The following is a 26,504-nucleotide window of genomic DNA, read 5'->3' as shown; positions in this document are numbered from 1 at the left end:
GATTTGTTGGCAAATGAGTTTTGAATTTGTGAATACTGGCCAAATGTGGGAGCGGGCTTGCTCGCGAATGCGGTGTATCAGCAGCAGAATAATTGCCTGACACACCGCCTTCGGGAGCAAGCCCCCTCCCACAAAGGTTTGTGGTGAATCAGAAGAGTTTCAGTGGCTCTTCATTCAGCGCGGACAGTTGTTCACGCAGCGCCAGCACCTGATCGCCCCAATACCGTTCCGTACCAAACCACGGAAAGCTGTGCGGGAACGCCGGGTCATCCCAACGCCGCGCCAGCCAGGCGCTGTAGTGCATCAGGCGCAGGGCGCGCAGCGGTTCGATCAGCGCCAGTTCACGGGGATCGAAGTCGTGGAATTCGTTGTAGCCGTCCATCAGTTCCGACAGTTGCCCGAGGCATTCCTGACGGTCGCCGGCGAGCATCATCCAGATGTCCTGCACGGCCGGGCCCATGCGGCAGTCGTCGAGGTCGACGATGTGGAACATTTCATCGCGGCACATCATATTGCCGGGGTGGCAGTCACCGTGCATGCGGATGTTCTGGTGCGGCGTGGCGGCGTAGACGTCTTCGACCCGCTTGAGCAGGTCGCGGGCCACCGACTCGTAGGCCGGCAGCAGGCTCTTGGGGATGAAATTGCCTTCAAGCAACGTCGCCAGCGAGGTATGGCCGAAGTTCTGTACGCCCAGTGCTTCACGGTGTTCGAACGGCTTGGTCGCGCCGACCGCATGAATCCGCCCGAGCAACTGGCCGAGACGATACAACTGATCGAGATTGCCCGGTTCCGGCGCACGCCCGCCGCGACGCGGAAACAGGGTGAAACGGAAACCGGCGTGTTCGTGCAGGGTCTGGCCGTTGTGGATCAGCGGCGCCACCACCGGGATTTCGACGTCGGCCAGTTCGAAGGTGAACTGGTGTTCTTCGAGGATGGCTTCGTTGGTCCAGCGTTGCGGACGGTAGAACTTGGCGATCAGCGGTTCGGAGTCTTCGATACCGACCTGATAGACGCGGTTTTCGTAGCTGTTGAGCGCCAGAATGCGTGCGTCACTGAGAAACCCGATGCTTTCGACGGCATCGAGCACGAGATCGGGTGTGAGGGTTTCAAACGGGTGGGCCATGCTGACTCCTGCGCGCAGCAGGCTGCCGCGTCCGGCCCAGCATGGTAGCGCAGACTGTGGAGGTTGAGGGTTTTGCCTTGAAAAGTGGGCTGCCTGGAAGGGCCTCTTCGGGAGCAAGCCCCCTCCCACAGTAGATCTCCGGTGTGCCGACCATCTCATGCACTCAGCCGATCCAATGTGGGAGCGGGCTTGCTCGCGAAAGCGGTTTATCAGGCGCCGATGATCCCGCCATCCTCACGGGTAATCGCCATCACCGATGAACGCGGCTTGCCATTCGGCAGATGCTCGGGGAAGGTCGAACCACCGTTCTCGCCCGGATGCTGAATCCCGACAAACAGGGTTTTCTGATCCGGCGAGAAGCTGATCCCGGTGACTTCGCAACCAATCGGCCCGACCATGAACCGGCGAATCTCGCCGGTCTTCGGGTCGGCACAGAGCATCTGGTTGTTGCCCATCCCGGCAAAGTCCCCAGCGTTGCTCGAGTCGCCGTCAGTCAGAATCCACAAGCGCCCGGCCTTGTCGAAGCCCAAACCGTCCGGGCTGTTGAACATGTTCTGCGGGGTGATGTTCGACGAACCGCCCTTCGGCGTACCGGCGTGTACACCCGGGTTGCCGGCGACCACAAACAGGTCCCAGGCGAAGGTTTTCGCCGCATGATCGTCGCGGTCGGTGCGCCAGCGCAGGATCTGCCCGTAGACGTTCTTCGCGCGCGGGTTTGGCCCGCCCACCGGCTGGCCGTCTTCGCCGCGCTTGGCGTTGTTGGTCAGGGTGCAATACACCTGGCCGTCCTTCGGACTGACGACGATCCATTCCGGGCGGTCCATGCGCGTGGCGCCGACCACACTGGCGGCGAGGCGGGCGTGGATCAGCACCTCGGCCTGATCGGCGAAACCGCTGCTGGCGTCGATGCCGTTCTTGCCGTGGGTCAGTTCGATCCACTGGCCCTGGCCTTTCGGGTGATCAGGGTTGCCGTCACCGGCGTCGAACTTGGCCACATACAGCGTGCCGTGGTCGAGGATGTTGCGGTTGGCTTTCGCATTGCGATGGTTGATGCGATCGCGGCTGACGAACTTGTAGATGAACTCGCCACGCTCGTCGTCGCCCATGTACACCACGGCGCGACCGTCATCGGTCTCGGCCAGTGCGGCGTTTTCGTGCTTGAAGCGGCCGAGGGCGGTGCGCTTGACCGGGGTCGATTGCGGATCGAACGGATCGATCTCGACCACCCAGCCGTGACGGTTGAGTTCGTTGGGGTTCTTGGCCATGTCGAAGCGCGGGTCGAACGGGTGCCAGTTGATTTCGCGACTGGCGGCCGACACGCCGTAGCGCTTTTGTGCCGGATCGAACTGCTGCTGGGCGTTGCTGCTGCCGAAGCAGTCGGTGAAGTTTTCTTCGCAGGTCAGGTAGGTGCCCCACGGAGTTTTACCGTTGGCGCAGTTCTGGAAGGTACCGAGGACTTTTTTGCCGTGCTTGTCGGCGGCCGTCTTCATCAACTCGTGACCGGCCGCCGGGCCGCTGATGCGCAGCGGCGAGTTGCCGTGGATGCGGCGGTTGTAGCGCGAGCCCTGGACGAACTGCCATTGGCCGTTCCTGCGCTGCACTTCGATCACCGACACGCCTTCGGAGGCCAGCGCCTTGCGCACGTCTTCGGCCGATTGCGGCATGCCGCCGTGCGGGTAGAGGTAGCGATAATTGGTGTATTCGTTGTTGATCGCCATCAACGCACGGTTTCGGTCGTCGGGGAATTCGAACAGGCTCATGCCGTCGTTGTTGTCGCCGAACTGCACTTCCTGGGCGGCGGCGGTGCCATTGCCGCTCGGGTCGAACGCCGGGCCGTTCTTGTGCAATGGCTGACCCCAACTGATCAGCACCGAAGACTTGTAGCCCTTGGGCAGGCTGATGACATCGGTGGTCGCGGCGGGAATGCTCTCGAAACCGAGCAGGCGGCTGTTGGCGGCGCTGATGCCGGTGGCCAGCGCGCTGCGGCTGAGCAGGTTGCCGCCGAGGAACATGGCGGCACCGCACAGCGCGCCGGCGCTGATGAAGCCGCGACGGCTGAGGCCGACCATCTTTTCCAGGTCAGTCGATTGGTTTTCTTCTAATAGGCTCACATCAGGCTCCCTGCTTGGTTTTGGCAGCCACCTTAATGAGCGTCGATTACGCTTTCGTTGCAGCGCCTGATTACAGCGGCGTGCCGATCAGCACATTGGACGGCGAGAACTGCACCTGCACCGGTTGCTCGACACTCAGCCCGCGGGTGCGAAGCTGCAGCGGCTCCGCCAGAGCGCAGAGCGTCTGGCCATTGGGCAGGGCGATGCGCACTTCGCTGGGGCCGTCCTCGGCATCGAGAATGGCTTCGATGGTGCCGCTCAGAAGATTGTGTCCAGCTGTTGCAGCTTGCTCAGGGGCCAATAGTTCAAGCCAGCCGGCCTTGATCAAGGCCACCACTTCGGTGCCCGGTTGCAGTTCCAGGTGCACGGTGCTGTCGTGGGTGATCTGCGCGTTGATCCACAGGCCTTCGGCCAGTTCGAGGCGAATTAGGTCGTTGCGGCCCTGACCCTCGATAGCCACGACTTTGCCGTGCAACTGGTTGCGCGCGCTGGTTCTGAGCATCAATCGCCCAAGCAGATCCAGATCGCTGGCGTCCTCAGCGGCCTCCAGCACCTGCGCCTGTAAAGCTTGCAGCTTTTGGTACAGACGCAACACCCGTTCGCCTTCGCTGGACAATCTGGCACCGCCGCCGCCCTTGCCGCCGACCGCACGTTCCACCAGCGGTTTCTGCGCCAGGTTGTTCAGCTCATCAATCGCATCCCACGCCGCTTTGTAACTCAGCCCGGCGCTTTTTGCGGCGCGGGTGATCGAGCCCTGTTCGGCAATGTGTTGCAGCAGGGCGATGCGCTGCGGACGGCGGACGATGTGCTGGGAGAGCAGGGTGGGCAGGGTGGGCAGGGACATTGGTGGGTGCTTTTTCACAGTGGCGGTGGAGAGTGAAGTTGGCGGCTTGCGACGCATCAGTCAAGCCAAACACAGTGCTCTTGTAGGAGTGAGCCTGCTCGCGATGGCGGTGGAACAGTCAGCATCAATGTTGGCAGTAATTGCGCTATCGCGAGCAGGCTCACTCCTACAAGGGATTGTGTCGGTTTCAGTTTCCGGGTTTTGGCGTGCGGGCCAGACAATAGACGTCGACTCTTGCAGCGCCCGCATCCCTCAACAATCGCGCCAGTGCCTGGGCCGTGGCGCCGGTGGTCAGCACATCATCAATCAACGCGAAGTGCCGACCTTTCACCTTTGCGTCAGGGGCCAGAGCGAAGGCGTGACGCAAATTGCGCTTGCGCGCCTTAGCGTCGAGATCCTGTTGGGCGCTGGTGTCGTGGACCCGCCGTAGAGCATGTTCCTCAAAAGGCAGATCCAGCTGTTGGCTCAACCATCGCCCGAGCATTGCCGCTTGATTGAACCCACGTTGACGCAGGCGTTTCCCCGCCAGTGGCACCGGCAACAACGCATCAGGCCTTGGCAATCCTTCATCGAAGCGATGTTGCAGGTATTGTCCGGCAACATCGGCGAGCAAGTGACCAAACGGCCATTTCGCGTTGTGTTTAAAACGCGTAATCAAACTGTCCACCGGGAAGTCATAGCGCCACGGCACGACCACCTGTTCGAACGCCGGCGGCTCTAGCAGGCACCCGCCGCAAGTCGGTCCAGCGCCGGGCAGCGGTAGGGCGCAGGTCTGGCAATGGTCGCCGAGCCAGGGCAGATCGGTTTCACAGGCGACGCAGATTGGCACTTCTGCTTCTGCGGGTTCATCGCACAACAAACAGCTTTGTACGTTTTTTAAACAGATGTAAACCTGTGCTTCGTATCGTGGTTGACAGCGCATGACTCTTCCTTAAATATGCCGAACATCCGTGTCGCGCCTGTGGGTATTCCGTTCCCGCAGCCGCCAGCCAAGCATAACCAAGGAACTGCCCATGAGCGCCAGCACCTCTGCCACCCTGCGTCACGACTGGTCTTTAGCCGAAGTCAAAGCGCTCTTCGTACAGCCATTCAACGACTTGCTGTTCCAGGCGCAGACGGTGCACCGCGCACATTTCAACGCCAACCGCGTGCAGGTTTCCACGCTGCTGTCGATCAAGACCGGTGCCTGCCCGGAAGACTGCAAGTACTGCCCGCAGTCCGGTCACTACAACACCGGCCTGGAAAAAGAAAAGCTGATGGAAGTGCAGAAAGTCCTCGAAGAGGCTGCCCGCGCCAAGGCCATCGGCTCGACCCGTTTCTGCATGGGGGCCGCGTGGAAGCACCCGTCGGCCAAAGACATGCCGTATGTGCTGAAGATGGTTGAAGGCGTGAAGGCCATGGGCCTGGAAACATGCATGACTCTCGGTCGTCTCGATCAGGAACAAACCGAAGCGCTGGCCAAGGCTGGCCTCGATTACTACAACCACAACCTCGACACCTCGCCTGAGTTCTACGGCAGCATCATCACCACCCGCACCTACAGCGAACGCTTGCAGACGCTGGCCTACGTGCGTGAGTCGGGGATGAAGATCTGCTCCGGCGGCATTCTCGGCATGGGCGAGTCGCTGGACGACCGCGCCAACCTGCTGATCCAGTTGGCCAACCTGCCGGAGCATCCGGAATCGGTGCCGATCAACATGCTGGTGAAAGTCGCCGGCACGCCGCTGGAAAACGCCGATGACGTCGATCCGTTCGACTTCATCCGCATGCTCGCCGTGGCGCGCATCCTCATGCCGCAATCCCACGTACGCCTGTCCGCCGGCCGCGAAGCGATGAACGAGCAGATGCAGGCGTTGGCGTTCTTCGCCGGTGCCAACTCGATTTTCTACGGCGACAAACTGCTGACCACCGCCAACCCGCAGGCCGACAAGGACATGCAACTGTTCGCGCGTCTGGGCATTCAACCGGAAGCGCGCGAAGAGCATGCCGATGAAGTGCATCAGGCCGCGATCGAGCAGGCGCTGGTGGAGCAGAAGAGCAGCGAGCAGTTCTATAACGCGGCGGTCTAAACCTGCGCAGATTTCTCTGAAGGAATGCAAAACCCCTGTGGGAGCGGGCTTGCTCGCGAAAGCGTCAGTGCAGTCGACATTACCGTTGAATGTCAGACCGCCTTCGCGAGCAAGCCCGCTCCCACAGGGAATCTGTGTCACTTGAAAGTCGAGGCCTGCATGTCTTTCGATCTCGCCGCACGCCTTGCTGCCCGCCGTGCCGAAAACCTCTATCGCCAGCGCCCCCTGCTCGAGTCCCCGCAGGGGCCTGAAGTGGTGGTCGACGGCCAGCCGTTGCTGGCGTTCTGTAACAACGACTACCTCGGACTGGCCAATCACCCGCAGGTGATCGAAGCCTGGCGCGCCGGTGCCGAGCGCTGGGGCGTCGGTGGCGGAGCGTCGCATCTGGTGATCGGCCACAGCGGCCCGCATCACGCACTGGAAGAAGCCCTCGCCGATCTCACCGGCCGGCCGCGTGCGTTGCTGTTCACCACCGGCTACATGGCCAATCTCGGCGCGGTCACGGCGCTGGTCGGGCAGGGCGATACGGTGCTGGAAGACCGGCTCAATCACGCCTCGTTGCTGGATGCCGGTCTGTTGTCCGGCGCGCGTTTCAATCGTTATCTGCACAACGACGCCGACAGCCTGGCCAAGCGCCTGGAGAAAGCCACGGGCAATACGCTGGTGGTCACCGACGGCGTGTTCAGCATGGACGGCGATCTTGCCGATCTGCCAGCGCTGGCGCGCGAGGCCAAGGCCAAAGGCGCGTGGCTGATGGTTGATGATGCCCATGGCTTCGGCCCGCTCGGTGCCAATGGCGGCGGGATCGTCGAGCATTTCGGCTTGAGTCAGGACGATGTGCCGGTGCTGGTTGGCACCCTCGGCAAGGCGTTCGGCACCGCCGGTGCTTTCGTCGCCGGCAGCGAAGAGCTGATCGAAAGCCTGATCCAGTTCGCCCGGCCCTACATCTACACCACCAGCCAGCCACCGGCGTTGGCCTGTGCGACGCTGAAAAGTCTGGAATTACTGCGCAGCGAGCATTGGCGACGTGAGCACCTTAACCTGCTGATCCGCCAATTTCGTCGAGGGGCCGAGCAGATCGGTCTGCAGCTGATGGACAGCTTCACCCCGATCCAGCCGATCCTGATCGGCGATGCCGGTCGCGCCGTGCGCCTTTCGCAGATGCTGCGCGGACGCGGACTGATGGTCACCGCGATTCGTCCGCCGACCGTGCCTGCCGGCAGCGCTCGGCTACGGGTGACCCTGACCGCCGCTCACAGCGAGGCGCAGGTGCAGCTATTGTTAGAAGGACTGGCCGATTGCTTTGCCCAACTGTCGTCGGAGTCAAGCCATGCGTGATTGCCTGATTCTGCTGCCCGGCTGGGGCCTCGGCGTTTCGCCGCTGGAGCCTCTGGCCTCCGCTTTGCAAGGGCTTGACGAGCATTTGCATGTCGAGATCGAGCCGTTGCCGGAGCTGGATTCCAGCGACCTGCAGGACTGGCTCGAAGAACTCGATGAATGTATTCCTCAAGACGTGTGGCTGGGCGGTTGGTCGCTGGGCGGCATGCTTGCCTCTGAACTGGCAGCACGGCGCGGCGAGCGTTGCTGCGGTCTGCTGACGCTGGCGAGCAATCCTTCATTTGTCGCCCATGAGCATTGGCCGAGTGCGATGCCGGGCGAGACGTTCGATGCATTTCTCGCCAGCTGCCAGACCGACCCGCGGATGACCCTAAAACGGTTCTCGTTGTTGTGTGCTCAGGGCGCGCAGGACCCGCGCGGCATGTCGCGGCTGCTGCTGGGTGGCGCGCCGGCCACTTCGCCGCAAGCGTTGATGGCCGGGCTTGAACTGCTGGCGCAGATCGACACGCGCGAAGCGTTGCAGGCGTTTCGCGGCCCGCAGTTGCACTTGTTCGCCGGTCAGGACGGCCTGGTGCCGGCAGAAGCGGCGGGGGCGTTGTTCGCCCTGTTGCCGGATATCGAAATTGGTCTGATCGAACAGGCCAGTCATGCATTTCTTCTGGAAGACCCCCATGGCGTGGCGGGTGCGATCCAGGCTTTTCTACACGAGTGCGGTGATGACTGATTTGTCTCTTGTTGCGCTGCCTGGCGGCTTGCCTGACAAGCGCCAGGTCGCGGCCTCTTTCTCCCGTGCGGCGGCCAGCTACGACAGCGTTGCCGAGTTGCAGCGCGACGTCGGTTCACAGTTGCTGCAGCGTTTGCCGGCAAGTTTTCTGCCGTCAACTTGGCTGGATCTGGGCTGCGGCACCGGCTATTTCACTCGCGCATTGGCCGAGCGATATGTCGAAGGTCAGGGGCTGGCGCTGGATATCGCCGAGGGCATGCTCAATCACGCACGACCATTGGGCGGCGCGCAGCACTTCATCGCGGGTGATGCGGAACGTCTGCCGTTGCAGGATTCAACCTGTGAGCTGATCTTTTCCAGCCTTGCGGTGCAGTGGTGTGCGGACTTCGAATCGGTGCTCAGCGAAGCCTTTCGTGTGCTCAAGCCGGGCGGGATTTTCGCGTTTGCTAGTCTTTGTGTAGGGACCTTGTACGAGTTGCGCGACAGTTGGCGGCAGGTCGATGGTCTGGTGCACGTCAACCGCTTCCGCGAATTCGCCCGGTATGAGCAGTTGTGTGCCGCCAGTGGCTTGCGTACGGTGAGTCTGCAGAATCAGGCGCATGTGTTGCACTACCCGGATGTGCGCAGCCTGACTAACGAACTCAAGGCACTCGGCGCGCACAATCTGAACCCCGGTCGGCCGGGTGGCTTGACCGGACGCGCGCGGATTCTCGGTCTGGTCGAGGCTTACGAGCAGTTCCGTCAGGCACAGGGATTGCCGGCGACTTACCAGGTGGTCTACGCCGTGTTGGAGAAACCCTTATGAGCGCAGCCTATTTCATCACCGGGACTGACACCGATGTCGGCAAGACCACCGTGGCTGCCGGGTTGCTGCATGCTGCGCGCTCGGCAGGGCTGAGTACGGCGGCGGGGAAACCGGTGGCTTCGGGTTGCGAGGTAACGCCCAAGGGTTTGCGCAATGCCGATGCGCTGGCGTTGCTCGCCGAGTGTTCGGTGCCGCTGACTTATCAACAGGTCAATCCGGTGGCATTCGAGCCGGCCATCGCGCCGCATCTGGCAGCGCGTGAGGCCGGCGTCGCGCTGACCGTGCAATCGTTGCTGGCGCCGATGCGCGAAATTCTGGCGCTGAATGCCGATTTCACGTTGATCGAAGGGGCGGGTGGCTGGCGGGTGCCGTTGGCCGATCAGGACAATCTGTCGGATCTGGCCATCGCGTTGAAGCTGCCGGTGATTCTGGTGGTGGGTGTGCGCCTGGGCTGTATCAGTCATGCGCTGCTGACGGCCGAGGCGATTGCCCGCGATGGCCTGCAACTGGCCGGTTGGGTGGCCAATATCATCGATCCGAAAACCTCGCGTCTGGAAGAGAATCTGGCGACGCTGGCCGAGCGGCTTCCAGCGCCGTGTCTGGGGCGGGTACCGAGACTGAAGTCGCTTAGCGCCGAGGCGGTGGCTGATCATCTGCAACTCGATCTGCTGGATTAATGTTTTTGGCTATGACAAGGCACTGTGCTATCAGTATTTTTGACGGGTGTTTTTCTGGCGCCTCTGCTTCAATGGCAGTCATTGATCCTTCCCAAGGATGAGAACTCCCATGGAAATCTCCGGTAACACAGCTTTTTATGCGGGTTTGAGCACGATTCAGACCGGTCAGAACCGTGTCGATCAGGCGGCCAGTCAGATCGCCAACAACACCATCGAGCGTTCGGTCACCAGCCAGTCTTCCGAGGCGCAGGTCGATCGTCTGCGCGGTATCGACCGCAGTCAGCAAATGGATCCGGGCAGCGCCATGGCCGAAATGGCCCAGGGCAAGTTTCAGGTAGAGCTGGGCACCAAGGTCGCCAAGGCTTCCGATGAAATGCTCGGTACGATCATCGATACGTTTGCCTGATTTTTCGCGCCTCCTGCCTGCCGAGCGCCGCGTCTTGTCGCGGCGTTTTTCGTTGTAAGTCCTTCTCCCTCAACTAATCTTTTTTCATTGCCCGTGGCGCTTTGCAGTTCATGGCGGTTTGCCGTGTCCGGCATTTGAAAAAAGTCATGACGAACGGCAAAAGATCGACGCTTGACAAGATTTCGGCGTAAACGTATGTTTCAAACAACTGTTTGACCGTCACAACAAATCAACGCGGTCGTTCATTCCCGGTTACATCAGCAGAGGTTTATCGCTATGCCTGACTACAAGGCCCCCTTGCGTGATATTCGCTTCGTTCGTGACGAACTGCTCGGCTACGAAGCGCACTATCAGAGCCTTCCAGCTTGCTCCGAAGCAACGCCGGACATGGTTGACGCCATTCTTGAAGAAGGCGCCAAGTTTTGTGAGCAGGTACTGGCACCGCTGAACCGTGTGGGCGACCTCGAAGGCTGCACCTGGAGCGAGTCCGGCGTGAAGACCCCGACTGGCTTCAAAGAAGCCTACAAGCAATTCGTCGAAGGCGGCTGGCCAAGCCTGGCGCACGACGTCGAGCACGGCGGTCAAGGCCTGCCGGAGTCGTTGGGTCTGGCTGTGAGCGAAATGGTCGGTGAAGCCAACTGGTCGTGGGGCATGTACCCAGGCCTGTCGCACGGCGCGATGAACACCATCTCCGAGCACGGTACCCCTGAGCAGCAAGAAGCCTATTTGACCAAACTGGTTTCCGGCGAATGGACCGGCACCATGTGCCTGACCGAACCGCACTGCGGCACCGACCTGGGCATGCTGCGCACCAAGGCCGAACCTCAGGCCGATGGTTCCTACAAGGTTTCCGGGACCAAGATCTTCATCTCGGCCGGTGAACACGACATGGCCGACAACATCGTCCACATCGTACTGGCCCGCCTGCCGGACGCTCCGGCTGGCACCAAAGGCATTTCCCTGTTCATCGTTCCGAAATTCCTGCCGAACGCCGATGGCACCCTCGGTGCGCGCAACGCAGTGAGCTGCGGTTCGCTGGAACACAAGATGGGCATCCACGGCAACGCCACTTGCGTGATGAACTTCGACGGCGCCACCGGTTTCCTGATCGGCCCGGCGAACAAAGGCCTGAACTGCATGTTCACCTTCATGAACACCGCACGTCTGGGTACCGCGCTGCAAGGTCTGGCCCACGCCGAGATCGGCTTCCAGGGTGGCCTGAAATACGCTCGCGATCGTCTGCAAATGCGCTCCCTGACTGGCCCGAAAGCGCCGGACAAGGCCGCTGACCCGATCATCGTGCACCCTGACGTACGTCGCATGCTGCTGACCATGAAGGCCTTCGCCGAAGGCAACCGTGCGATGGTGTACTTCACCGCCAAACAGGTCGACATCGTCAAATACGGCGTCGACGAAGAAGAGAAGAAGAAGGCCGACGCACTGCTGGCGTTCATGACGCCGATCGCCAAGGCGTTCATGACCGAAGTCGGTTTCGAAGCCGCCAACCACGGCGTGCAGATCTACGGTGGCCACGGCTTCATCGCCGAGTGGGGCATGGAGCAGAACGTTCGCGACAGCCGCATTTCGATGCTGTACGAAGGCACCACCGGCATCCAGGCACTCGACCTGCTGGGCCGTAAAGTGCTGATGACTCAAGGCGAGGCCCTGAAGGGCTTCACCAAGATCGTCCACAAGTTCTGCCAGAACAACGAAGGCAACGAAGCCGTCAAAGAGTTCGTTGCACCGCTGGCTGCACTGAACAAGGAATGGGGCGAGCTGACCATGAAGGTCGGTATGGCTGCCATGAAAGATCGCGAAGAAGTCGGCGCGGCCTCCGTGGACTACCTGATGTATTCCGGTTACGCCTGCCTGGCCTACTTCTGGGCCGACATGGCACGTCTGGCAGCCGAGAAGCTGGCAGAAGGCACCGGCGACGCTGCGTTCTACACCGCCAAGCTGCAAACCGCGCGCTTCTACTTCCAGCGCATCCTGCCACGTACCCGTACCCACGTGGCCACCATGCTGTCGGGCGCCAACAACCTGATGGACATGAAAGAAGAAGACTTCGCACTGGGCTACTAAGCCTCAACGCGGTCTGACGAAAACCGTTGCTCCCTCGGGGGGCAGCGGTTTTTTTGTTGCTGAATCGCTCAGAAACCCGGGTTTTCTGCCGTTAAAGAGACTGCGTGTGATCTGGATCACATTGTGTGTGCTTAACTGGCCACATTGCAGGCACAATGCCATCTCTTTGATATGACGGGTCGGAGCTTTACCCTTGCCGCGTTCTTCCGCTGTACGTTTCAGCCATTTCCTACCTTCACTGCTGTTGTTGCTCGCGGGGTTGGCGGCTGCGTACGTCAAAGACCTCAACGTGTTCTTCACTTCGCTGTTCAACGTGTTGCCGACCCTGGTTCTGCTGTTGGGCGGCGCTTACTGTGCGGTTTACCGACGTCAGCGCGAGCTGTTTCTGATGCTCACGGTGTACATCGCCTACTTCTTGCTCGACACCCAGACCGACTATTATCGCGACAATGGCAAGGTGCGCGAAGACGCCGCCGTGGTGTTTCACCTGGTCTGTCTGCTGTTGCCGTTGCTGTTCGGGCTGTTCGCGGCGTGGCAGGAACGTACCCATCTGTTTCAGGACATGGTCGCGCGCTTCGCCGTGTTGCTGGCCTTTGGCAGTGTTGCTTTGGGGCTTGAACAGAGTTATCCCCAGGCGCTGCTGATGTGGCTCTCGGAAATCCGCTGGCCGGCGCTGCACGGCGCCTGGATGAGCCTGATCCAGATGTCCTATCCGGTATTCCTCTCGGCATTCCTGTTGCTGGCCTGGCAATACTGGCGCAATCCGCGTCCACTGCACGCGGCGCAGCTGGTCGGGTTGCTCGGGGTGTTCTGGATGCTGCCGAAAACTTTCATCCTGCCGTTCACCCTGAACATCATGTGCAGTCAGGTGATGCTGATGATTGCCGCTGCCGTGGCGCATGAGGCCTATCAAATGGCCTTCCGCGATGAACTCACCGGTCTGCCGGGGCGGCGCGCGCTCAATGAGCGAATGCAGCGTCTGGGCCGCAACTATGTGCTGGCGATGAGCGACGTCGATCACTTCAAGAAATTCAACGACACCCACGGTCACGATGTCGGTGATCAAGTGTTGCGACTGGTCGCCAGCAAGCTGTCGAAAATCAGCGGTGGCGGTAGGGCATATCGCTATGGTGGTGAGGAATTCGCCTTGGTGTTTGCGGGCAAAACCCTCGAGGAGTGCATGCCGCATCTGGAGGTGATTCGCGAGTCGATTGCCTCCTATAACATCCAGTTGCGCAATCAGGAGAACCGTCCGCAGGACGATCAGCAAGGTCGTCAGCGTCGTAGCGGCAGCGGTGCTTCCAGTGTGTCGGTCACGGTCAGTATCGGCGTCGCCGAGCGCGTCGAGCAACGGACGCCGGAAGAAGTCCTCAAGTCCGCCGACCAGGCGTTATACAGTGCCAAGGGCGCCGGGCGTAACTGCGTCATGGCGTTCGGACAGAACCGTCGCGGCGCGGTGCGGATGGACAGCGCTGCTGGCTGACTCAAGCCGCACGTTATCACTCAAAAGCCCGCTGATTGCGGGCTTTCTTTTATCTCTGAATGCTGGTGACCAAAAATAACAAATCAGTCACCGGTTGACCCTATGTGTCGCAAAAGTTGTTGAGGTACACTCGGCCTCAACGAAAACACTCTTCCACGAATCACCTGTTTAGATCTTGCGAGGTTTGCCATGGCTGACTACAAAGCGCCGCTGCGCGATATGCGCTTCGTCCTCAATGAAGTATTCGAAGTCGCCAAACTCTGGGCCGAACTGCCGGCCTTGGCCGAGACTGTCGATGCAGAAACCGTAGAAGCCATTCTCGAAGAAGCCGGCAAGGTCACCAGCAAAAGCATCGCGCCACTGAGCCGTGCGGCCGACGAAGAAGGCTGCCACTGGAAGGACGGTGCCGTCAGCACCCCGGCCGGTTTCCCACAGGCCTATCAGACTTACGCTGAAGGCGGCTGGGTCGGTGTCGGTGGCGATCCGGCCTACGGCGGCATGGGCATGCCCAAGGCTGTTTCGGCTCAAGTAGAAGAGATGGTCAACTCCGCCAGCCTGTCGTTCGGCCTGTACCCGATGCTGACCGCCGGCGCCTGCCTGTCGATCAACGCCCACGCCAGCGAAGAGCTGAAGGCCGCCTACCTGCCGAACATGTATGCCGGCATCTGGGCCGGTTCCATGTGCTTGACCGAGCCGCACGCCGGCACCGACCTGGGCATCATCCGCACCAAGGCCGAACCGCAGGCCGACGGTTCCTACAAGGTCAGCGGCACCAAGATCTTCATCACCGGCGGTGAACACGACCTGACCGAGAACATCATCCACCTGGTGCTGGCGAAACTGCCGGACGCACCTGCTGGCCCGAAAGGCATTTCGCTGTTCCTGGTGCCGAAGTTCATGGTCAATGCCGATGGCAGCCTGGGCGCGCGCAACCCGGCGAACTGCGGTTCGATCGAACACAAGATGGGCATCCAGGCGTCCGCGACCTGCGTGATGAACTTCGATGAAGCTGTGGGCTATCTGGTCGGCGAGCCGAACAAGGGCCTGGCGGCGATGTTCACCATGATGAACTACGAACGTCTGGGCGTCGGCATTCAAGGCCTGGCCAGCGGCGAGCGTTCCTATCAGAACGCCGTCGAATATGCGCGCGATCGTCTGCAGAGCCGTTCGCCGACCGGCGCGCAGAACAAGGACAAGGTTGCCGACCCGATCATCGTCCACCCGGACGTGCGTCGCATGCTGCTGACCATGAAAGCCTCGAACGAGGGCGGTCGCGCCTTCTCCACTTATGTGGCGATGCAACTCGACACCGCCAAGTTCAGCGAAGACGCGACCACCCGCAAGCGCGCAGAAGACCTGGTCGCGCTGCTGACTCCGGTGGCCAAGGCATTCCTCACGGACCTGGGCCTGGAAACCACCGTCCACGGTCAGCAGATTTTCGGCGGCCACGGCTACATCCGCGAGTGGGGCCAGGAGCAACTGGTGCGTGACGTACGCATCACCCAGATCTACGAAGGCACCAACGGCATTCAGGCGCTGGACCTGGTCGGGCGCAAGATCGTCGGCAGCGGCGGCGCGTTCTACAAGCTGTTCGCTGACGAGATCCGCCACTTCACCGCGACCGCCAGCGCTGACCTCGGCGAATTCACCAAGCCGCTGAACGATGCCGTCAGCACCCTCGACGAGCTGACGGCGTGGCTTCTGGATCGGGCGAAAACCAATCCGAACGAAATCGGCGCGGCCTCGGTCGAATATTTGCAAGCGTTTGGCTACACCGCTTATGCCTACATGTGGGCACTGATGGCGAAAGCCGCGCTAGGCAAAGAAGCCCAGGAGGATTTCTACGCCAGCAAGCTAGGCACCGCGCGCTTCTATTTCGCCCGTCTGCTACCGCGTATCCACTCGTTGAGCGCGTCGGTGAAGGCGGGTAGCGAATCGCTGTTCCTGCTGAATGCTGAGCAGTTCTGATGATGTAACGTCATGTAAGCATTCTCTTACATGACGTGCTGCTGTTCTCCCATAGGCGTAGATTGGATCCACAGCTAATCTACAACTCATGGACGTCGCGCAGGAAGCGCAAAGCAACAACACGGACACGTAGGATTCTGCCAGGGTGGCGGAGTGAAATGGATGTCAGGGAAACAGTCTGCAAAGCCCCGCTTCGGCGGGGTTTTCTTTTGCCTGCAGAAAAGTTTTCAGGCCAGCGGATCCAGTGGCGGCGCTGCTTTCAGCGGTTTGTCTTCACGCTGAATCACTTCTTCCAGCAACGTGCGCAGCAACGCCAAAGATGCCTGCTGGCGCTGCACATCGCGGCACACCAGCCCTACCTTCAGCGGCACCCGTGGTTCGCTCAACGGCTTCCACAACAGATCCTCATCGTCGTATTCCTTCTGTGAACGCCCGGGCAGCACCGTCGCCAGTTTGGTGTGCGGCAGACTGTCGAGAATCCCCAGCATATTGTTCAGCTCGGCCTGTACTTGCGGGCGCCTACCCAGGCTGGTCAACTGAGCCTGCCAAATCTGCCGGATCTGAAACTCTTCGCCCAGCAGCAACATCGGCAATTCCGCTGCCTGCCGCATCGAGACCTTCTTGAATTCACGCAGCGGGTGATCCGCCGGGATGACCAGCGTCAGTTCGTCCTCGTACAGCATCACGCCATGCAGCCCCGGTTGGCGCGGCGGCAGGTAGCTGATGCCGATGTCCAGCGAGCCATTGAGCAGGCGTCGCTCAATCTCCTGCCCCGTCAGTTCATAGATCTGCACCACAAGATGCGGCTGCGCCTTGCGCACCCGTTCGAGCATTTGCGGCACAAGGCTGGTGTGCACGGTTTGCAGTACGCCGATCGCCAGCGTGCGCAAGGCCTGCCCCTTGAAGTTGCCCAGCGCTTCCCGCGCCCGCTGCAAACCGTCGAGCAGCGGCACGGCGTGGTTGTACAGCGTGTGCGCGGCAAGGGTCGGCAACAGGCGTTTGCTGCTGCGTTCGAACAGCGTGACATCGAGGTTCTGTTCGAGCTGGCGAATCTGCTGCGACAGTGCTGGTTGCGAAATCGACAGGCGTTCGGCCGCGCGGCCGACATGGCCCTCTTCGTAGACCGCGACGAAATAACGCAGTTGTTTGAAATCCATAAGTAATGCTTATCGAAAATGCTGGTAAATCGAAATGGCCCGAAGCCGTCAGTGAGCCTAGTCTAACCGCAATCACAAGGCTTACAGGGCCAGAGAGCGCGATGAATAGCGTTTGCTTCGACAGTGTTTGCATAGGCGGTTCAAAAAACCTCAAGCAAGGTTTTTTGCAATGAATCTGTTCAGTCTGCGGCGTCAGGCGCCGAGTCTCGATGACCTCGCTTTCGAGGCCGGTCCACCCCAGGCAGGCGATAGCCTGAATGCCGAGCGACTGATGCCCAGCGTCGAGCGACCGGCGCAGGTCTTCGTGCGTGGCCAGGGATCCTGGTTGTGGGACAGCAACGACCGCGCTTATCTCGACTTCTCCCAGGCCGGCGGCGCCAACAGCCTCGGCCACAGCCCTTCGGCGCTGGTCAAAGCCATCGCCAGTCAGGCCCAAGCGCTGATCAATCCCGGTTTCAATCTGCACAACCGCGGCATGCTCAGCCTTGCCGAACGCCTGTGCGCCAGCACCTCCAGCGATCAGGCTTACCTGCTCAACAGCGGCAGCGAGGCCTGTGAGGCAGCGATCAAACTGGCGCGCAAATGGGGCCAACTGCATCGTGGCGGCGCCTCGCGGATCATTGTTGCGAAGCAGGGTTGCCATGGCCGCAGCCTGGCAACGATTTCCGCGTCGGACAGTTGCAACCTGCACAACCGCTTCGCACCGTTGCTGCCGGGTTTCGATCTGGTGCCGTTCAACGATTTGCCGGCGCTGCATGCGGCTGTCGATGCGCAAACCGTGGCGATCATGCTCGAACCGATCCAGAGCGATGCCGGGGTGATTCCGGCCACCGAGCATTACCTCAAAGGCGTCGAGCGTCTGTGCCGAGAATTGGGCATTTTGCTGATCCTCGACGAAGTGCAGACCGGCATCGGGCGCTGTGGCACTTTGCTCGCCGAACAGTCCTACGGCGTGCGCGCCGATATCGTTGTGCTCGGCAAAGGCCTCGGCGGCGGTGTTCCTCTGGCGGCGTTATTGGCCCGTGGCAAGGCCTGCTGTTTTGACGCCGGTGAACTGGGCGGCACTCATCACGGCAACGCGCTGATGACCGCGGCCGGCCTGGTGGTGCTTGATAGCGTGCAGGACCGGGCATTTCTTGAACAGGTCAAAGACCTCGGCCAGCACCTGCGCGAAGGTCTAGCTCGATTGGCACACCGCTACGGGCATGGCGAACTGCGTGGTCAAGGCCTGTTCTGGGGACTGAGCCTGTCAGAGGATTCCGCCGATGCCGTAGTCAAAGCCGCCTTGCACGAAGGCCTGCTGCTCAACGCGCCGCAAGCCAACTGCCTGCGTTTCACCCCGGCACTCACCGTCAGCAAGGCCAACATCGACGAAATGCTCCTGCGCCTGGCCCGCGCCTTCTCGCGAGTGCGTACCGCGCAACTGCAATGCCGCAAAGGGATTGCCGTCTGAGCTGAAGTTTCCTGCCCGATTTGAAGAACCGTCTCGCGGTATAACGCACGCCCCACGCCTGATTCTTTTGGCGTGGGGCGTTTTTTTGTGCCCGATGGTGGCGATCAAATGGCGTTTGCACTGAACCCTGACGAACGGCGCAGGTCGATTAGCTTGTATGGCTCATGTGAGCCAACCCCCATTCAGGAGCTGACCCATGGACTTCATTCGTATCATCATCGCTATTCTGTTGCCGCCACTGGGTGTGTTTCTGCAGGTCGGGTTCGGCGGGGCGTTTTGGCTGAACATTCTGCTGACGCTGTGCGGCTACATTCCCGGGATCGTGCATGCGGTGTACATCATCGCCAAGCGCTGAGTTCAGCGGCACCTGATAGATAGCTTTCGCGAGCAGGCTCGCTCCCACAGGGGATTTTGTGCACAACACAGATCCAATGTGGGAGCGAGCCTGCTTGCGAATGGGACGACGCTATTTTGAATTGGGGCGGTGATCAGTCCGCCAACCCCATCACCCGCCGATAAAACCGCCACTCCTGCTCCAGCGCATGCGCCTGATTGGCGGCGCGACGGAAACCATGGCGTTCGTCGGCGTAGTAATGCGCCTCGACCGGGATGCCGTTTTGCTCCAGCGCCGCGACCATGTCGCGGGTCTGTTGCGGCACCACCACCGCATCCAGCTCACCCTGAAAGAAAATCACCGGCACACGGATGTTGCTCGCATGCAGTAGCGGCGTGCGGGCGGCGTAGCGCTCGGCGTCCTGCTCAGGATCACCGATCAGCCAGTCCAGATAATCACCTTCAAACTTGTGGGTTGCCCGGGCCAATGCCACCGGGTCGCTGACGCCATAGAGGCTGGCGCCCGCGCGGAACACCTGCTGAAACGCCAACGCGCATAACGTGGTGTAACCCCCGGCGCTGCCGCCGCGGATAAACGCGCGCTCGCCGTCGATCAGACCTTGCTCGGCCAGATATGCCACCACTGCGCAGGCGTCCTCGACATCCACCTCACCCCAACTCAGATGCAACGCCTGACGATATTCGCGACCGTAACCGCTGCTGCCGCGATAGTTGAGGTCGGCGACGGCGAAACCACGCTGCGTCCAGTACTGAATGCGCGGGTCAAGCATCGGGTAGCAGGCCGACGTCGGGCCGCCGTGGATGAATACCACCAGTGGCGGCTGGGCTTCGTCGTTCATCGCCGGATAGAAGAACCCGTGAGCCTCACCGCTGCCGCTCGGGTAGCGCAAGGTCTGCGGACGGCTGATGCACTCCGCCGGCAAAGGCGCCACACCGCCAGCCAGCACATTCACTTCGAGGGTAGCGCGATCAATGGCGATCACCGCAGAAGGGCTGATCGGCGAAGCGGCGATGCAATAGATAAATTGCTGATCCAGCGCCAGATGGCGGAAGCGGCTGTAGTCGCCGGTGAAGTCTTCGCCGTCGAGCGCCAGGCGACCAAAACCGCCTTCGCTCCAGCTCGCCAGAAACGAATCGCCCACCGGCAACCAGGTGCTGCCACCCATTTGCCACGGGGCGGGCGCATGATCGGCCTCGGCACAGGGCAGTCGATGCAAGCCGTCGGACGTTGCGCGCCACGGCTGCCAGAAACCGCCGCGATCAGTCAGGCACAACAAGCGTCCTTTCGCGTCGAACCGCGGTTGCTGGATCGACTCTTCAAGGTCAGCCCCCGCCACGCAACGCGGTGCGCCAAAGCCACCCTCAGCCAGACGCTCGGCCACCATCAATCGCGTGGATGTCCAAGGCTGATGCGGCCGACTCCACTCGATCCAGGCCAATCGCGAACCGTCCGGGCTGATCACCGGTGCTGCATAAAAATCCGCACCTTCAGCCAGCAAATGCCGGGTGCCGTCGGCCAGATCAATCGCTACCAGCCGATGCTGGTCGCGCAGTTCCTCAACCGCCAGCACCTGGCCGAAAGCACAATGCAGATCGCCATAACGACACTCGCCAGAAGTCAGCACCTCGGGCGCGCCATCCAACGCCTGCCGATACAACTGCTGATCCGCCTCATTGACGAAAACCACTCCACTTGGCGTCAGACAAAACGCACCACCGCCATATTCGTACACCCGGCTACGCACACTGAAGCCATCCGGCGTCAGACATTTCGCCACGCCGTCTCGCCAGTGCCAGATCCGGCACGCGGCATCTTCCGGGCGATATTCATTCCAGAACAAACCGTGGGCACCGAGTTGCAGTTCGGCGAAATCCATTCCGGCGGCGACAGCCTGGGCGGCGCTGAAAGGCTCAGCCCTTGGCGATGAGGCGTGAGTTTCGTTCATTACGGAAGGCCAGTTGTTCGATGGTCTGGGTGGCGGTCTCGGCTTCTTCTCGGGCCTTGAGAATCACGCCGTGATGTTCGGACTTGCTGCACACCGGGTCGGCATTGCTCGCGTCCCCCGTGAGCATGAACGCCTGACAGCGGCAGCCGCCGAAGTCCTGTTCCTTCTCGTCGCAGGAGCGGCATGGCTCGGGCATCCAGTCGTAACCGCGAAAGCGGTTGAAGCCGAACGAGTCGTACCAGATATGCTGCATGCTGTGGTCGCGCACGTTGGGAAATTGTACCGGCAGCTGTCGGGCACCATGACAGGGCAGGGCAGTGCCGTCCGGGGTAACCGTCAGAAAGATGCTGCCCCAACCGTTCATGCAGGCTTTCGGGCGTTCTTCGTAGTAGTCCGGGGTGACGAAAATCAGCTTGCACGGATGCCCTTCGGCTTCCAGTTTGGCGCGGTATTCGTTGGTGATGCGTTCGGCGCGCACCAGTTGCTCTTTGGTCGGCAACAGGCCGACACGGTTGAGCTGTGCCCAGCCGTAGAACTGGCAGGTGGCGAGTTCGACGAAGTCCGCTTCGAGCGCAATACACAGCTCGATGATGCGGTCGATCTTGTCGATGTTGTGCCGGTGGGTGACGAAGTTCAGCACCATCGGATAGCCGTGGGCCTTCACCGCGCGAGCCATTTCCAGTTTCTGCGCGAAGGCTTTTTTCGAGCCGGCGAGCAGGTTGTTCACTTGCTCGTCGCTGGCCTGGAAACTGATCTGGATGTGATCGAGACCAGCCTTTTTGAAGTCGCTGATTTTTTGCTCGGTCAGACCGATGCCGGAAGTGATTAGGTTGGTGTAGAAACCCAACTGTCGCGCTTCACGGATCAGTTCGGCGAGGTCCTGACGCACCAGCGGTTCGCCACCGGAAAACCCCAATTGCGCCGCGCCCATCTCCCGCGCTTCGCGGAACACCTTGATCCACTGCTCGGTGCTCAGCTCTTTGCCCTGCTCGGCGAAATCCAGTGGATTGGAGCAGTACGGGCATTGCAGCGGGCAGCGGTAGGTCAGCTCGGCGAGCAGCCACAGCGGCAGGCCGACTTCAGATTTTGGCGGTACTTGCACCGATGCTTCAGGCAAGTTCGATCCAGTGCTGCGCACGGGCAACCTCCATGAATTGCTCGATGTCTTCACCGAGCTCGGGCACGCCGGGAAACTGCTCGTCGAGTTTGGCGATGATCGCCGCGACATCGCGTTCACCGTCGATCAAACCGCCGATCAGCGCGGCGCTGTCGTTGAGCTTGATCATGCCCTCGGGGTAGAGCAGCACATGACCTTTTTGCGCCGGTTCGTACTGGAAACGGTAGCCGGGACGCCAGGTCGGGATCTTGCTGCGATCAAAACTCATAGGGTGATTCCTTTGTGCCAGACCCGCTGCTCGGTGACGCTGTGATACGGCGGGCGGTTCAGTTCGTAAGCCATGCTCATGGCATCGAGCATGCTCCAAAGAATGTCCAGTTTGAACTGGAGAATTTCCAGCATGCGCTCCTGACCCTCGCGGGTCTTGTAGTGCTCGAGCGTGATCGCCAGACCATGCTCGACATCGCGCCGCGCCTGACCGAGGCGAGTGCGGAAATATTCGTAACCGGCCGGGTCGATCCATGGGTAATGCCGCGGCCAGCTGTCGAGGCGCGACTGGTGGATCTGCGGCGCGAACAGCTCGGTCAACGAACTGCTGGCGGCTTCCTGCCAACTGGCGCGGCGAGCGAAATTGACGTAGGCATCGACGGCGAAACGCACGCCGGGCAGCACCAGTTCCTGGGAGCGCAGTTGATCCGGGTCGAGGCCGACCGCCTGACCGAGCCGCAGCCAGGCTTCAATGCCGCCGTCTTCACCGGGGGCGCCATCGTGGTCGAGCAGGCGTTGAATCCACTCCCGGCGAATCTCGCGATCCGGGCAATTGGCGAGGATCGCCGCGTCTTTCAGGGGGATGTTCACCTGATAGTAGAAGCGGTTGGCGACCCAGCCCTGAATCTGCTCGCGGGTGGCACGGCCTTCGTACATCGTCACGTGATACGGGTGGTAGATGTGGTAGTAGGCGCCTTTGGCGCGCAGGGCGGCTTCGAATTCGGCGGGGGACAGCGGGGTGTCGGTCATTGCGGTTCTCCGGGGAACAACCCTAGAAATCTTTTCTGTTTGCACTGGCCTCTTCGCGAGCAGGCTCGCTCCCACAGGTTGATCGCATTCCAAATGTGGGAGCGAGCCTGCTCGCGAAGGGCCGCGCATCGGTATCTGCGGCTTACAGCACAATACTCATGCCATCAAACGCCACTTCAACATTACGCCGCGCCAGCTCCGCGCGCTCCGGCGAATCTTCATCGAGAATCGGGTTGGTATTGTTGATGTGGATAAGCACCTTGCGCTGCTCGGGCAACTGCTCCAGCACTTCGAGCATGCCGCCGGGGCCGTTCTGCGCCAGGTGGCCCATCTCGCGACCGGTGCGGGTGCCGACGCCACGGCGCTGCATTTCATCGTCATCCCACAGCGTGCCGTCCACCAGCAGGCAATCACTGCCGGCCATGATCTCCAGCAATGGCGCATCAACCTTGCCCAGCCCCGGTGCGTAGAACAGTTTGCCGCCGGTGTTCAGGTCTTCGACGATCAGGCCGATGTTGTCGCCCGGGTGCGGGTCGAAACGGTGCGGCGAATACGGTGGCGCGGCGCTGCGCAACGGCAGCGGGGTGAAACGCAGGTTCGGGCAGGCAGCGACAGTGAAGCTCTGGTCGAGCTCGATGCGATTCCAGTTCAGTCCGCCGTTCCAGTGGGTCAGCATCTTGAACAGCGGGAAACCGGTGCTCAAATCTTCGTGAACCATGTCCGTGCACCAGACCTGATGCGGGCAGCCTTCGCGCAGGCTGAGCAGGCCGGTGGTGTGGTCGATCTGGCTGTCCATCAGGATGATCGCGCTGATGCCGGTGTCGCGCAGTGCACGGCCCGGTTGCATCGGGGCGAAGCTCTGCAGTTGCGCGCGGATGTCCGGCGAAGCGTTGCACAGCACCCAGTTCACGCCATCATCGGAAATTGCGATGGACGATTGGGTACGGGCCTTGGCATTCAGGCTGCCGTCGCGAAAGCCTGCGCAATTGACGCAGTTACAGTTCCACTGCGGAAATCCGCCACCGGCGGCCGAACCCAGAATCTGGACGAACATGAACGCTCCCATCTTTCAACGCTGAAAATAAAACGCCCCGGCGAGCCGAGGCGTTGCACTGCAAGTCTGCGTAGGCAGAACTCAGCGGCTGGCGAAGTACATGGTGACTTCGAAGCCGATACGCAGGTCGGTGTAAGCCGGTTTTGTCCAGGACATAGGGTGACTCCTCATTGGGTGGGTGGGATAGCGCTGTCCATAGTTATAGTCCACGGCAGCGCAGGGATGTTCCAAATAGTTAGGCTGCTATGTTACTCAAAATTTCAACGGTATTGCCCGTGAATCTTTGAGAAAGCTCCTTGCAGCCTTGGTAATGATCATTTTGTCGCTTGCCACGGCGCGCCGGGTGACGATTCGTTGGCCAGGCAGCGCCAGCCGCCCTTGGCGTTGAGCAACCGCTGCGCTGCCTCCAGCAATGTTGAGCGTTTCAGCTGACCAATGGCTGTGTGCAGTTGCGCCAGATAATCCGACGAGTGGCCGGCGAGCTTGGCCTGCCACAGCAACTCGGCGGCGTCTTTGCCGGACAGATGACTCTCATCGAACTGATCCGCGAGTGACTGGCGTTGTTGGTTGAAGGCCTCTTCATCGAGGTTTTCGATCAGCGCAGGAATGCCCTCGAGGAACTGCTGGATATGGCCGAGCAGCTCAACTGGCGCAGTATCTGGCGACTGCACGCCGAACAGCAATCCACTCTGGCCATGCATCTGCCGCAAGGCGCTGAACACTGCGTAGCCCAATTGCAATTCGACCCGCAGGCGCTGGTAGAACGGTGTCTGACACAGCTGCGCGAGCAAGCGCCAGGCGGCTTCGTCGGCGATCTCGCGGCTGGCGCTCGGGCAGAACAGCAGCAACGCATGCTCGCTGGACGCGGTGTCGATGTGGCTCCACAGATGTTGCGGGTTGATCGCCGTCGCTGCCGGCAATTGATTGTCCGGTGTGCCGGGGATGCGGCTCAGGGCCAGGCCCATGGCCGATTGCGTCTGTGCGTTGAGACCAAGGGCCAGTCCGTCCCAGCGCGAAGTTGTCCACAGCTGTTTGACGTCATTCGACTCGACGGCCGATGACAGACAATATTCAGGCAACGCCTTGAGCAACTGGCGGATCGGTATCAACGGCGCTTCTGGCTCTGCGCCCGCTGAATCAGCGTCAATTTGCGTCAGACATTTCAGCGCGTGTTCGAGGACACTGGGCATCGGCTCCTGCAGGCCGGTCAGTTTCAGCAGCCACTGCGTGCCGGTGGCACTGAACGCCAACTCGACGCCGGCCTGCCGCGCATCTTCCTGAGTTTCCCGCAGACTGCGTCGCAGCTTGCCTTGCAGATCTGTGCCGGCCGCCGCCTCCGTTTGCCAACGCAGGTAAATCGCGCCGTGATCGCTATGCTCCGGCAGCGCCTGGCTGAATTGCATCGGTGAACGCTCACGCCGACCGCGCGAGCGATCCTGAGCGAAAGTCCGCAACCCACGATGGGCGCTGGTCTGGCCGCGAATCAGGCCGGCATTGGCCAGCGGTTCGTTGCAACCCAGGAAAGGGTTGGCGGCAGGCAGGTGCCAATGGTCGCTGAAGTTATCCACAACACCGATGTCGCGCAGGATCTGTTTGAGCGCAACAACGCCGTTTTCCGACAGACCGTGTTCGCGTTGTTCACTGTCGAGCCGCGCCAGTTGCAGGGCGCTGCTGATTTGCTGCTGACGCTCAAGCAGCCTGGTGTACTCCTCGCGCAGCGCTGCCCAGTCCTGTTGCGCGGCAAAGAAGCTCAACCAGTCCAGCAGTTGTTCACCAATGACGCTCAGAGATTCGGCGGGGGCGGTGAATTGCAGATGCAGCAGCGCTTGCCCGGCGAACTGATACAGCGGCACGGCTTTCAAACTATCCGCGAGGCGGTGTTGCTGCAAATGGGCGAGCAGCCCGCCGGGCTTGGCGCTGTTCAGCCAATGGCAGAGAAACGCCAGCGCTTCGGCGGACGAGTCGGGCAGCGCTTCGAAAGCGAACAACAGATTGCCGCTTCGCTCGCCGACCTGTTGATAACTTTTTACCGCCAATGGCAGCGGCGCTGCTTGCTCGACCTTATCCCCAACCGGCAGCACGGCGGCGAACTGCTGCGCCAGTACGCGCAATTCCTCGATGCTCTGCGGCCCGACCAGGCTCAGCGTCATTTGTCCGGTGCGATAAAACTGCCGGTGGAAATCTTTCAGCGCCTGTTGAAACGCTGGTAACTCAACTTTCAGGCTGTCGCGATTTCCCGCATGAAACCCGCGCAGCGGATGTGTAGCGGGCAACCCTTCGTACAACGCCAGTTCCTGCTGAGCCGTCGGATCTTGCGACCACGCGACGAATTCCGCGTCCAGCACTTCCCGTTCGCGCAACTGATCGTGCGAATTCATACGCGGACGGGCGAGCATGTCTGACAGACGCTCAAGCCCGGCGCTGAAGGCAGCGGTCGGCAATTCAAAGAAGAAGTCTGTCGTGCGCTCGCGGGTGCTGGCATTCACCTGCCCACCGTGACTTTGCACGTAGGCCATCAGCGCCTGACTCGCAGGAAAACGCTCAGTGCCGAGAAACAGCAAATGCTCAAGAAAATGCGCCAGCCCCGGCCACTTGAGTGGCACGTCATGGCTACCGGCAGCCACCCGCAACGCAGCGGCACTGCGCTTCAAGCCGGGCACCTGACGCAGGGTCACGCGCAAGCCGTTTGGCAGGGTTTCAGTGTGGGGGCGGGGGTGAGTCGGCGCAGGCATGGGCACTTCCAGAACAGTGAAGTGCCAATGCTAGCGGATTGGGT

General features: G+C 61.0%; 23 protein-coding genes. 11 read left to right on the top strand and 12 right to left on the bottom strand.

Annotation, left to right across the window (positions count from 1 at the left end; genetic code table 11):
* Positions 1-148: 148 nt before the first annotated feature.
* The 4 genes from AC3WMV_RS18700 to AC3WMV_RS18685 form a co-directional block, all read right to left on the bottom strand.
* Positions 149-1,123 carry a serine/threonine protein kinase gene (locus AC3WMV_RS18700; RefSeq protein WP_103368860.1) on the bottom strand — a complete coding sequence of 325 codons (975 nt, stop codon included), beginning with the start codon at positions 1,121-1,123 and terminating at the stop codon, positions 149-151.
* 209 nt (positions 1,124-1,332) lie between these two features.
* Positions 1,333-3,234, bottom strand: a complete 1,902-nt coding sequence (locus AC3WMV_RS18695; protein WP_103368861.1) for a PhoX family protein — start codon at positions 3,232-3,234, stop codon at positions 1,333-1,335.
* A 70-nt stretch (positions 3,235-3,304) separates the two neighbouring features.
* The gene (locus AC3WMV_RS18690; RefSeq protein ID WP_492561397.1) at positions 3,305-4,078 is read right to left on the bottom strand and encodes a TOBE domain-containing protein; all 774 of its coding nucleotides are present in this window, start codon (positions 4,076-4,078) and stop codon (positions 3,305-3,307) included.
* A gap of 187 nt (positions 4,079-4,265) precedes the next feature.
* Complete coding sequence (locus AC3WMV_RS18685) at positions 4,266-5,000, bottom strand: ComFC family protein (RefSeq protein WP_103368697.1); 735 nt, start codon at positions 4,998-5,000, stop codon at positions 4,266-4,268.
* Between the two features lie 91 nt (positions 5,001-5,091).
* Here AC3WMV_RS18685 and bioB point away from each other — a divergent pair, with 91 nt between their 5' ends.
* The 9 genes from bioB to AC3WMV_RS18640 all read left to right on the top strand — a co-directional run bounded on the left by bioB (position 5,092) and on the right by AC3WMV_RS18640 (position 15,630).
* The gene (gene bioB, locus AC3WMV_RS18680) at positions 5,092-6,147 is read left to right on the top strand and encodes a biotin synthase BioB (protein WP_027610689.1); all 1,056 of its coding nucleotides are present in this window, start codon (positions 5,092-5,094) and stop codon (positions 6,145-6,147) included.
* Between the two features lie 159 nt (positions 6,148-6,306).
* A complete protein-coding gene (gene bioF, locus AC3WMV_RS18675; protein ID WP_103368698.1) occupies positions 6,307-7,485 on the top strand; it encodes an 8-amino-7-oxononanoate synthase in 1,179 nt (392 codons plus the stop codon).
* Positions 7,478-8,209, top strand: a complete 732-nt coding sequence (locus AC3WMV_RS18670; protein ID WP_103368695.1) for an alpha/beta fold hydrolase — start codon at positions 7,478-7,480, stop codon at positions 8,207-8,209. The genes bioF and AC3WMV_RS18670 overlap by 8 nt, the downstream gene beginning before the upstream one ends.
* Complete coding sequence (gene bioC / locus AC3WMV_RS18665; RefSeq protein WP_103368694.1) at positions 8,202-9,014, top strand: malonyl-ACP O-methyltransferase BioC; 813 nt, start codon at positions 8,202-8,204, stop codon at positions 9,012-9,014. The genes AC3WMV_RS18670 and bioC overlap by 8 nt, the downstream gene beginning before the upstream one ends.
* Positions 9,011-9,691 (top strand): dethiobiotin synthase, encoded by a 681-nt coding sequence (gene bioD, locus AC3WMV_RS18660; RefSeq protein WP_027610693.1) that lies wholly within the window; start codon positions 9,011-9,013, stop codon positions 9,689-9,691. The genes bioC and bioD overlap by 4 nt, the downstream gene beginning before the upstream one ends.
* A 109-nt stretch (positions 9,692-9,800) precedes the next feature.
* Complete coding sequence (locus tag AC3WMV_RS18655; protein ID WP_003228898.1) at positions 9,801-10,097, top strand: hypothetical protein; 297 nt, start codon at positions 9,801-9,803, stop codon at positions 10,095-10,097.
* A gap of 276 nt (positions 10,098-10,373) precedes the next feature.
* A complete protein-coding gene (locus AC3WMV_RS18650) occupies positions 10,374-12,179 on the top strand; it encodes a phenylacyl-CoA dehydrogenase (RefSeq protein WP_027610694.1) in 1,806 nt (601 codons plus the stop codon).
* A gap of 193 nt (positions 12,180-12,372) precedes the next feature.
* Positions 12,373-13,662: a GGDEF domain-containing protein gene (locus AC3WMV_RS18645; RefSeq protein ID WP_027610695.1), complete on the top strand. Its 1,290-nt coding sequence runs from the start codon at positions 12,373-12,375 to the stop codon at positions 13,660-13,662.
* Positions 13,663-13,851: 189 nt separating this feature from the next.
* The gene (locus AC3WMV_RS18640) at positions 13,852-15,630 is read left to right on the top strand and encodes an acyl-CoA dehydrogenase C-terminal domain-containing protein (protein WP_096796670.1); all 1,779 of its coding nucleotides are present in this window, start codon (positions 13,852-13,854) and stop codon (positions 15,628-15,630) included.
* A 227-nt stretch (positions 15,631-15,857) separates the two neighbouring features.
* Here AC3WMV_RS18640 and AC3WMV_RS18635 read toward each other — a convergent pair whose 3' ends face one another.
* Complete coding sequence (locus AC3WMV_RS18635; RefSeq protein ID WP_103368693.1) at positions 15,858-16,787, bottom strand: LysR family transcriptional regulator; 930 nt, start codon at positions 16,785-16,787, stop codon at positions 15,858-15,860.
* Positions 16,788-16,956: 169 nt separating this feature from the next.
* On the opposite strand from AC3WMV_RS18635, the gene AC3WMV_RS18630 reads away from it, so the two are divergent.
* Both AC3WMV_RS18630 and AC3WMV_RS18625 read left to right on the top strand, forming a co-directional pair.
* The gene (locus AC3WMV_RS18630; RefSeq protein WP_103368692.1) at positions 16,957-18,240 is read left to right on the top strand and encodes an aspartate aminotransferase family protein; all 1,284 of its coding nucleotides are present in this window, start codon (positions 16,957-16,959) and stop codon (positions 18,238-18,240) included.
* A gap of 196 nt (positions 18,241-18,436) precedes the next feature.
* Positions 18,437-18,595, top strand: a complete 159-nt coding sequence (locus AC3WMV_RS18625; protein ID WP_003228885.1) for a YqaE/Pmp3 family membrane protein — start codon at positions 18,437-18,439, stop codon at positions 18,593-18,595.
* A gap of 133 nt (positions 18,596-18,728) precedes the next feature.
* Here the strand turns inward: AC3WMV_RS18625 and AC3WMV_RS18620 are convergent, their stop codons facing one another.
* The 7 genes from AC3WMV_RS18620 to pqqF all read right to left on the bottom strand — a co-directional run bounded on the left by AC3WMV_RS18620 (position 18,729) and on the right by pqqF (position 26,460).
* Positions 18,729-20,540: a S9 family peptidase gene (locus tag AC3WMV_RS18620; RefSeq protein ID WP_103368691.1), complete on the bottom strand. Its 1,812-nt coding sequence runs from the start codon at positions 20,538-20,540 to the stop codon at positions 18,729-18,731.
* Positions 20,506-21,678 carry a pyrroloquinoline quinone biosynthesis protein PqqE gene (gene pqqE, locus AC3WMV_RS18615; RefSeq protein WP_103368690.1) on the bottom strand — a complete coding sequence of 391 codons (1,173 nt, stop codon included), beginning with the start codon at positions 21,676-21,678 and terminating at the stop codon, positions 20,506-20,508. The genes AC3WMV_RS18620 and pqqE overlap by 35 nt, the downstream gene beginning before the upstream one ends.
* Positions 21,650-21,925 (bottom strand): pyrroloquinoline quinone biosynthesis peptide chaperone PqqD, encoded by a 276-nt coding sequence (gene pqqD / locus AC3WMV_RS18610; RefSeq protein WP_003228880.1) that lies wholly within the window; start codon positions 21,923-21,925, stop codon positions 21,650-21,652. Before pqqD ends, pqqE begins: the two co-directional genes overlap by 29 nt.
* Positions 21,922-22,674, bottom strand: coding sequence for a pyrroloquinoline-quinone synthase PqqC (gene pqqC, locus AC3WMV_RS18605; RefSeq protein WP_207264483.1), 753 nt, complete (start codon positions 22,672-22,674; stop codon positions 21,922-21,924). Before pqqC ends, pqqD begins: the two co-directional genes overlap by 4 nt.
* A 142-nt stretch (positions 22,675-22,816) precedes the next feature.
* Positions 22,817-23,728, bottom strand: coding sequence for a pyrroloquinoline quinone biosynthesis protein PqqB (pqqB, locus tag AC3WMV_RS18600; RefSeq protein WP_041070011.1), 912 nt, complete (start codon positions 23,726-23,728; stop codon positions 22,817-22,819).
* An 81-nt stretch (positions 23,729-23,809) separates the two neighbouring features.
* Positions 23,810-23,884 (bottom strand): pyrroloquinoline quinone precursor peptide PqqA, encoded by a 75-nt coding sequence (gene pqqA / locus AC3WMV_RS18595; protein WP_003422658.1) that lies wholly within the window; start codon positions 23,882-23,884, stop codon positions 23,810-23,812.
* A 158-nt stretch (positions 23,885-24,042) separates the two neighbouring features.
* Positions 24,043-26,460 carry a pyrroloquinoline quinone biosynthesis protein PqqF gene (gene pqqF / locus AC3WMV_RS18590; protein WP_103368689.1) on the bottom strand — a complete coding sequence of 806 codons (2,418 nt, stop codon included), beginning with the start codon at positions 26,458-26,460 and terminating at the stop codon, positions 24,043-24,045.
* Between the last annotated feature and the right edge of the window lie 44 nt (positions 26,461-26,504).

The organism is Pseudomonas sp. FW305-3-2-15-E-TSA4 (assembly GCF_058787295.1).
This window is presented reverse-complemented; position numbering and strand designations above follow the sequence as displayed.

Coding starts and splice junctions, on each gene's coding strand:
- AC3WMV_RS18700 (WP_103368860.1), bottom strand. CDS start 1,123: ATGGCCCACCCGTTTGAAACCCTCACACCCGATCTCGTGCTCGATGCC.
- AC3WMV_RS18690 (WP_492561397.1), bottom strand. CDS start 4,078: ATGTCCCTGCCCACCCTGCCCACCCTGCTCTCCCAGCACATCGTCCGC.
- AC3WMV_RS18685 (WP_103368697.1), bottom strand. CDS start 5,000: ATGCGCTGTCAACCACGATACGAAGCACAGGTTTACATCTGTTTAAAA.
- bioB (WP_027610689.1), top strand. CDS start 5,092: ATGAGCGCCAGCACCTCTGCCACCCTGCGTCACGACTGGTCTTTAGCC.
- bioF (WP_103368698.1), top strand. CDS start 6,307: ATGTCTTTCGATCTCGCCGCACGCCTTGCTGCCCGCCGTGCCGAAAAC.
- AC3WMV_RS18670 (WP_103368695.1), top strand. CDS start 7,478: ATGCGTGATTGCCTGATTCTGCTGCCCGGCTGGGGCCTCGGCGTTTCG.
- bioC (WP_103368694.1), top strand. CDS start 8,202: ATGACTGATTTGTCTCTTGTTGCGCTGCCTGGCGGCTTGCCTGACAAG.
- bioD (WP_027610693.1), top strand. CDS start 9,011: ATGAGCGCAGCCTATTTCATCACCGGGACTGACACCGATGTCGGCAAG.
- AC3WMV_RS18655 (WP_003228898.1), top strand. CDS start 9,801: ATGGAAATCTCCGGTAACACAGCTTTTTATGCGGGTTTGAGCACGATT.
- AC3WMV_RS18650 (WP_027610694.1), top strand. CDS start 10,374: ATGCCTGACTACAAGGCCCCCTTGCGTGATATTCGCTTCGTTCGTGAC.
- AC3WMV_RS18640 (WP_096796670.1), top strand. CDS start 13,852: ATGGCTGACTACAAAGCGCCGCTGCGCGATATGCGCTTCGTCCTCAAT.
- AC3WMV_RS18635 (WP_103368693.1), bottom strand. CDS start 16,787: ATGGATTTCAAACAACTGCGTTATTTCGTCGCGGTCTACGAAGAGGGC.
- AC3WMV_RS18630 (WP_103368692.1), top strand. CDS start 16,957: ATGAATCTGTTCAGTCTGCGGCGTCAGGCGCCGAGTCTCGATGACCTC.
- AC3WMV_RS18625 (WP_003228885.1), top strand. CDS start 18,437: ATGGACTTCATTCGTATCATCATCGCTATTCTGTTGCCGCCACTGGGT.
- AC3WMV_RS18620 (WP_103368691.1), bottom strand. CDS start 20,540: ATGAACGAAACTCACGCCTCATCGCCAAGGGCTGAGCCTTTCAGCGCC.
- pqqD (WP_003228880.1), bottom strand. CDS start 21,925: ATGAGTTTTGATCGCAGCAAGATCCCGACCTGGCGTCCCGGCTACCGT.
- pqqC (WP_207264483.1), bottom strand. CDS start 22,674: ATGACCGACACCCCGCTGTCCCCCGCCGAATTCGAAGCCGCCCTGCGC.
- pqqB (WP_041070011.1), bottom strand. CDS start 23,728: ATGTTCGTCCAGATTCTGGGTTCGGCCGCCGGTGGCGGATTTCCGCAG.
- pqqF (WP_103368689.1), bottom strand. CDS start 26,460: ATGCCTGCGCCGACTCACCCCCGCCCCCACACTGAAACCCTGCCAAAC.